We start from the raw sequence: 6,214 nt of genomic DNA, 5'->3' as shown, positions 1-6,214 counted from the left end.
TAGGGTCTCCCCAGAAATTCAGCTTGATCCACAATATTTCCCCACAACTTTTTACGAACCTTGGATAAGTGGATGATTTTCATTTCTCTTGTAGCGCAAAGTAAAAGCTTGACGGACTATGAAGAGATCAATGATGATAACCCCTGAAGGGTTGGAAAAGTTAAAGGCGGAGCTGGACCATCTTTGGCGGGTAGAGCGACCGGAAACAACTAAAAAAGTATCATGGGCTGCCAGCCTTGGCGACCGGTCTGAAAATGCGGATTACCATTACAATAAAAAGCGACTGCGTGAAATCGACAGGCGTGTACTCTATCTGCGCAAATGCATCGACAATTTTAAAGTAGTACATTACCATCCCCATCAGGAAGGCAAAGTGATGTTTGGTGCCTGGGTAGAGATTGAAAATGATAAGGGTATGAAAAAGCGTCTGCGCATTGTGGGCTATGAAGAACTTATAGGTGCCAAAGATCATATCTCAATGGACTCTCCCATGGCGCAGGCACTGCTAAACAAAGAGGTGGGTGATGAGGCTATTGTGCAAACACCGGCGGCTAAGTTTGTATGGCGTATTAAGAAAATTGAATATCAGAAATAAATTATAAGAATCTGAAGCCTTCAGATTCTTTACTATCTCTAAGATCTTGCTCTTAGGGCCCAAGGCCTTAAAATCAGAGCTTATAGCTGTTAATTTTCTCTTTCATTAACGTAAAGAAAAAATTACCTTACAGGCGGTGAATTAAATTAAGTGACTAAATACTAACATGAATAGAATATTATTAGCCCTATTTGTGGCCATCGCAATGCTCTCATGCCAAACAGAAAAGCCTACCGAAATTATCGTTATTGGTACCCTACATCAACCAGAGCCTAATTTTAATCCGGATAATGAAGGAATATTATGAAATCAACAATGCTTAGATAAATAGATCTCAACTCCTAAACAGTTACTAAAAAATGAACCAACATGGGACTTTTTAACATTTTCAACAAAGGTGACAAAGGGGCGCGAACGACAGACAATGGTGTTGTTGGACCAACATTCCTTGACGGACTTACTGAACAGATAATAGCACCTGAGAATCTTCTTGGTCACGAATGGAGAAGAAAGCTAAAGACGACTTCCGGACATACAAAATTTAGGATTAAGTATTTTGGCCAGTTGCACCCTGAGTACCAAAATCTAATAGTAGGAACAAGTGACGCTCCTTCATTGGTTGTAGCAGTTGAGCCAAATAGTGGACAGGAGATTTTGATATTCGATGGCTGCATTCATGGGTACAATGCTATGTTCTGCGATGCCTATTCGGATGAACAAAAGAAAAACAGAAAGGCAGACAAAATCTATCAGAGCTTAAATGGTATTGACACTTTTGAGTTAACAATTTCAACTTACCACGGCATTGATTACGATGATGAGTTTGCTAGTGATGTTGACACAGATGGATTTATTGAGCTCATTGACGGCAGCAAGGTAGAATTTGAGACAGTAAAGAGAAATGGTTTTGATACGCTTCAAATATTTGGTACTACTAACAATGGTGACATCATCGAAATCGTCTCAGAAGAATTGGCTTAGAGAAGATAAAACCGGAGCTAACATTAAGTTTGCCTCAATACGGAGTAATTATGAAAACAAAACCGGCAAAATATTATACAGTGATAGTGGTGGCACTGATAATCGTAGTCGGAATGTTTGTTGTTGCCCAGAGAAGCCTGAAGGAAATTAAAAAACAAATAGCTGAGCATAATACTTATTTCGTAGAAACACCTTTGAAAATTGAGTATGATTCTCTTTGTAAAGTAGAAGACGAAAACAATATTTATTTCCCGGGTAATGATGTGAAATATGCTAAACTCACTAAGAATGACTTTTGAAAAAATCAGAAACAATCGATGGAGAAGAGCTAAGTGAGCTACTTAAGTTTTTGAATGACAGCACGAGTTATCAATGGGGAGAGTTGGGAACTCCTGAAATTCATTACTATTTGACCTATTTTGATCAGGGAGACAATTGTATAGGTTTAACAACAATTGACATGGAGGGCATGGCTTATAGCTACCCAATGATAGCTCGAATGAAGTGGGGAAAGCTCAAAGAAATGGATTTGATTGATAAGCTGATAAAACGCTGACAAAATGTTATTCTTAACCCGTAAATCATAACCACAAATAATTACTTACTTTACAGCGTGAAAAAAATCCTTAACCACCTACCCTTAACCAAACAGCAGGAGCTGAGCCTGCTGACAGAAGTGCTTTCTGCTTTCAAAGAAGTAGAGATGGTCATACTGTTTGGTAGCTACGCGCGGGGCAATTGGGTGGAGGATAGCTATGTGGAGAATGGAGTTACTTATGAATATGTGAGTGATTATGATATTCTGGTTGTGCTGACCCATGAAAACCTGAAACAAAAATTCCGGATAGAGGATAAAGTAAAGGCCGAACTTACCGGCACCGGCAAAGTCAGCACACCGGTAAGCCTGATCTTTCACGGCGTTAAACAGCTAAATGCCTCTTTGTCGATGGGCAACTACTTCTTTCGGGACATTAAAGAGGAAGGAAAAGTGCTGTACAACTCCCAAAAGTTCAATCTCACCACTCCGAAAAAACTAACTCCGGAGCAATACCTGCAAAAAGCACAGGACCATTTCGATCAGTGGTTTGAAAGTGCGAATGGCTTTTTTAAGGGGTTTAACTTCTACATGGGTGAAGAGGATTATCATATAGCCGCTTTCCAACTTCATCAGGCTGCCGAGCGCTACTACATTACTATTCTGCTCGTATTTACGGATTACCGCCCCAAAGACCATAACCTGGAAACACTGGGGATAAAAGTAGAAATGTGCGACCAGCGTTTTGCGGTTTTCCCTAAAGGCACAGATGAAGAAAAAAGGCTCTTCGAACTTCTGAAGCGTGCCTACGTGGATGCCCGTTATAAAATGGACGATTACAAGATCACCAAAACCGAGCTCGAGTACCTGGCCGAAAGGGTGAACGAACTGAAGCAGCAAACAGAAGTGGTCTGTAAAGAGAAAATAGCTGAGATTGGTGCGGGTGGATTTTGATAATAAGGGCGTACAAAGGCAAAAAATTATAGAATAATAAATGAGATTCAGTTAATTGACATTAGTTGGACATTTGAGAACATGAAAATCACTCGCAAATTACTATTACTCCTTATAGTGGCAGGCACTTTTAATTTTGCTATGGCTTCTGACTTGCTATATGTAAGTGCTAAAGATGGTATTAACCTTCGCGAGGAAGCATCTACCAAATCACAAGTGTTAAAAAAAATACCTTACGGCATGGGAGTTCAAAACAAACATGCTGAGCAGGTTAAGGATACCATAAACAATATCAATGGTCAATGGATTAAAATATCGTATGGAGGCTATACCGGCTTTGTATTTGATGCTTATTTATCCAGACTACCCTTGCCCGTGTATGAGTTAGATACACTGTCAGAGTGCTATCCTTATGTAAATATTATTGAAAACTACCTTTTTAAAGCATTTAGCATTGATCCGAATGACAAGTATAACGTGCCAAGGGAAGAATATACAATTATAAATCCTGAGTATGGCGAAAAGGCCTCAGGTTATGTTGATATTGAGGTAAATGAGTATTTACAGCTAAGAAATATCAGGCATTACGAGGGGTACGGACATTTCCTGATTCTGAGAAAACTAACACTAAGAGAAGAACGGACTCTCATTAATGCCTTACTGGCACGCTGTAATTTAGAACTTTATGAATATGCTTCAGACGGAAAGGAAGTATGTTATATGCAATTCAGTGAATTACATGACACGGTTTTATATCTGCATAGGCGAGATGGAGAATTTAAAATTCAAAGGCTAGAGGATGGTAGCCTGTTATTTGGCTACAATATTTTTGTTTAAAACCCTCAAAATTGAGCATCCACGATAAGTGACACAAAGTGAAATCATCGAAAACCTAAGAACCTTTTCTCCAGGGGAAGATGGGGACTGGACAGCATTCATTGAATTGCTGGATAAACTATGGGCAACCAAAAAACCTCAAAAAGCTTATAGTGCCTTGTTTGACCTGCTGATAAAATTTGAAGATGATTATATGGAGTGTCAATGGGGAATCATTCATGGTATGGAACACTTTGGTGATTATGAGTTCGAATTGCTTGCTACTTTGTCAAAAAAGCCGGTTGATATGACCATTACAATGTTGAGTCGGATTATTAACGGCGGTGAACATACTTTAGCAGAGGTAAAGATTGAGACAATACTTGAGGGCATTCTTCAAAGAGCGGATGTTAGTGAAGGGTTAAAAGATTTTTCGAGAGATTGCATGACAAGACTAAATGCCTTATAAGAGTAATAAGTTTAAAAGCATTCTTAACCATAGGGTTCTTATTTTGTTATGGTTGACAGTTTTACGCGTTATAAGAATCAAAAAGACAGCTGTGCTAACCTTTGGGAATTCTTTATTCTTGGTTAACATAGTGACTAATATCTCATGAATCTCATGATCAAGCAATTCTTTCTGCTGTACTTCCTTGTTTGCGGGTTTAAGTCTTTAGGGCAGCCGTGCGAAACTCAATTGATAACTACCAACCAATTTTCGGGTATATCCCTCGGCCCATCATGTGGTTTTCTTCAAGAATTCAAAGGTCAATTTCAACCCACTTTAGAGCAGATAAATGAGGCAGAACAGGGTATGAATGATCAACTTTATGAACGAATGATAGAACATGCTCAAATTGAATCCAGGTTTGCTATTAAGAATCCAATGAGGCATTACCGGAAGTGGAAACGACAATACTTTGGGTATGTGAATGACCTGGGGCAACAAATTATCAAAATCAACCTCTTGAATTTTGGTGCTCGAAATGCAAAAACAAAGTTTGTGGGATGGAAAAAGCATTTCATTTTTGGGTTTGGTAAGTTCTATGAGAAGAACACAAGAAGCTACACTTACAACCTAACAACCGGGAGGCTGAAAATATAAGACCGTGCGGATACAATAGCTATTTACCAGATTTTATTTTAATTTGATACCTGGCGATGATTTTTAGTGTCTGGCATGCGTAAAATAATACTCATACTACATGTGGTTTATAGTTCCACATTTCTTTATGCCCAACAGGATAGTTCAATAATAGATGATGAATACATTGGGCCGCTCAATGTTCCTTACTATAACGGGAAAGACTATTCTGTAGGATTGAAGGAGTATATTCACGCGAATTTCTTCTACCCCGGCTATGCTGTTGACAATGAGATTTCGGGAAAAGTTTTTGTGACATTCACGGTTGATCCTTATACTCGCTCTCATCAGCTTCTTGATGTATATATTGAGCGAGGGGTGCATATTTCAATTGATTATGCGGCAAAGCTGCTCATACAAAAAATGCCTGATCAGTGGACGCCGGCAAAGTCGAGAGGAAAACCTGATCCGCCGATAACCTTTACTGTTCCTGTAGTTTTTGATCTGGAGAATGTTGATCCAACTCAGATAACCCATGAATATGATCGGGAAATAGAGCGCTTGTTAGCTACAGATAGTTTAAAGCTGGATTCTTTGCATTATAGAAAAAATTATAACCCGATTCCTTCACTTAAAAAGTGAATTAACCTTATCCACACTCTCAACTGACTAATTATTGAGATCCAAAAAGGACTCTCTTTGCTATTGCCCTCAACTCATTGGGTTAAGAGCAAGGCTGTATGCCCACTACAAGGATTCCAAGAAATCCATATACAGCGGAACACTTTTTTCGATCCATTCGCTGGATGCGTTTAATTCGATGCCATAGTAAGCAAAGAATGGATGATAATCAGCTTTAATGTATTCAAAAGTAAGCTCGAATGGAGTGGTCAACTGATCCAGTGTATATTTGTATTTGCCGGATCCGCTATATTCGTGCTCATCTATTCCAACAGATAGTGCCAGGGCAATTTTTTTTCCGGCAACCTTATATCCGCTTTTGCTTCCATAAGCCCAGCCATAGGTTAGTACCTCGTCAAGCCATTTCTTGAAAAACGGAGGACAATTGAACCAATAAAAAGGGAACTGAAATACAATTTTGCTGTATTGCTCTATCAGCCTCTGCTCCGCCTGTACATCAATCTTTTCGTCAGGGTAAACCTGGTGTAGTTGATGAATGTCGTATTTCTCCGGGTATTTGTTCAACTCATCAATCCATCTTTTATTGATAACGGAATCTTGAATATTC

At 39.1% G+C, this 6,214-nt stretch carries 10 protein-coding genes; 9 read left to right on the top strand and 1 reads right to left on the bottom strand.

Translation table 11 applies throughout. From position 1 onward, the window contains the following. Positions 1–118: 118 nt before the first annotated feature. The 9 genes from greB (at position 119) to E1163_RS03320 (ending at position 5,607) form a co-directional block, all read left to right on the top strand. Positions 119–595 (top strand): transcription elongation factor GreB, encoded by a 477-nt coding sequence (gene greB / locus E1163_RS03360; protein ID WP_155169445.1) that lies wholly within the window; start codon positions 119–121, stop codon positions 593–595. Positions 596–964: 369 nt separating this feature from the next. Beyond that, positions 965–1,576, top strand: coding sequence for a hypothetical protein (locus E1163_RS03355; RefSeq protein ID WP_155169444.1), 612 nt, complete (start codon positions 965–967; stop codon positions 1,574–1,576). Between the two features lie 50 nt (positions 1,577–1,626). After that, positions 1,627–1,875: a hypothetical protein gene (locus E1163_RS03350; protein WP_155169442.1), complete on the top strand. Its 249-nt coding sequence runs from the start codon at positions 1,627–1,629 to the stop codon at positions 1,873–1,875. After that, positions 1,872–2,132 carry a hypothetical protein gene (locus tag E1163_RS03345; RefSeq protein WP_155169440.1) on the top strand — a complete coding sequence of 87 codons (261 nt, stop codon included), beginning with the start codon at positions 1,872–1,874 and terminating at the stop codon, positions 2,130–2,132. Before E1163_RS03350 ends, E1163_RS03345 begins: the two co-directional genes overlap by 4 nt. A gap of 57 nt (positions 2,133–2,189) precedes the next feature. Next, positions 2,190–3,065, top strand: coding sequence for a HEPN domain-containing protein (locus E1163_RS03340; RefSeq protein ID WP_343033733.1), 876 nt, complete (start codon positions 2,190–2,192; stop codon positions 3,063–3,065). 81 nt (positions 3,066–3,146) lie between these two features. Further along, positions 3,147–3,902, top strand: coding sequence for an SH3 domain-containing protein (locus tag E1163_RS03335; protein ID WP_155169438.1), 756 nt, complete (start codon positions 3,147–3,149; stop codon positions 3,900–3,902). A 28-nt stretch (positions 3,903–3,930) separates the two neighbouring features. Beyond that, positions 3,931–4,350 carry a hypothetical protein gene (locus E1163_RS03330; RefSeq protein WP_155169437.1) on the top strand — a complete coding sequence of 140 codons (420 nt, stop codon included), beginning with the start codon at positions 3,931–3,933 and terminating at the stop codon, positions 4,348–4,350. A 153-nt stretch (positions 4,351–4,503) separates the two neighbouring features. Continuing rightward, positions 4,504–4,986: a hypothetical protein gene (locus E1163_RS03325; protein WP_155169435.1), complete on the top strand. Its 483-nt coding sequence runs from the start codon at positions 4,504–4,506 to the stop codon at positions 4,984–4,986. A gap of 75 nt (positions 4,987–5,061) precedes the next feature. Continuing rightward, positions 5,062–5,607, top strand: coding sequence for an energy transducer TonB (locus tag E1163_RS03320; RefSeq protein WP_155169433.1), 546 nt, complete (start codon positions 5,062–5,064; stop codon positions 5,605–5,607). A 105-nt stretch (positions 5,608–5,712) separates the two neighbouring features. Here the strand turns inward: E1163_RS03320 and E1163_RS03315 are convergent. Continuing rightward, a partial coding sequence (locus tag E1163_RS03315; RefSeq protein WP_155169431.1) for an NAD(P)H-dependent oxidoreductase occupies positions 5,713–6,214 on the bottom strand: 502 nt, incomplete at its 5' end.

It is taken from the genome of Fulvivirga kasyanovii, assembly GCF_009711405.1.
GTDB lineage: Bacteria > Bacteroidota > Bacteroidia > Cytophagales > Cyclobacteriaceae > Fulvivirga > Fulvivirga kasyanovii.
Note: the sequence above shows the minus strand (reverse complement) of the source record. Positions and strands in the feature narration are given on the sequence as shown.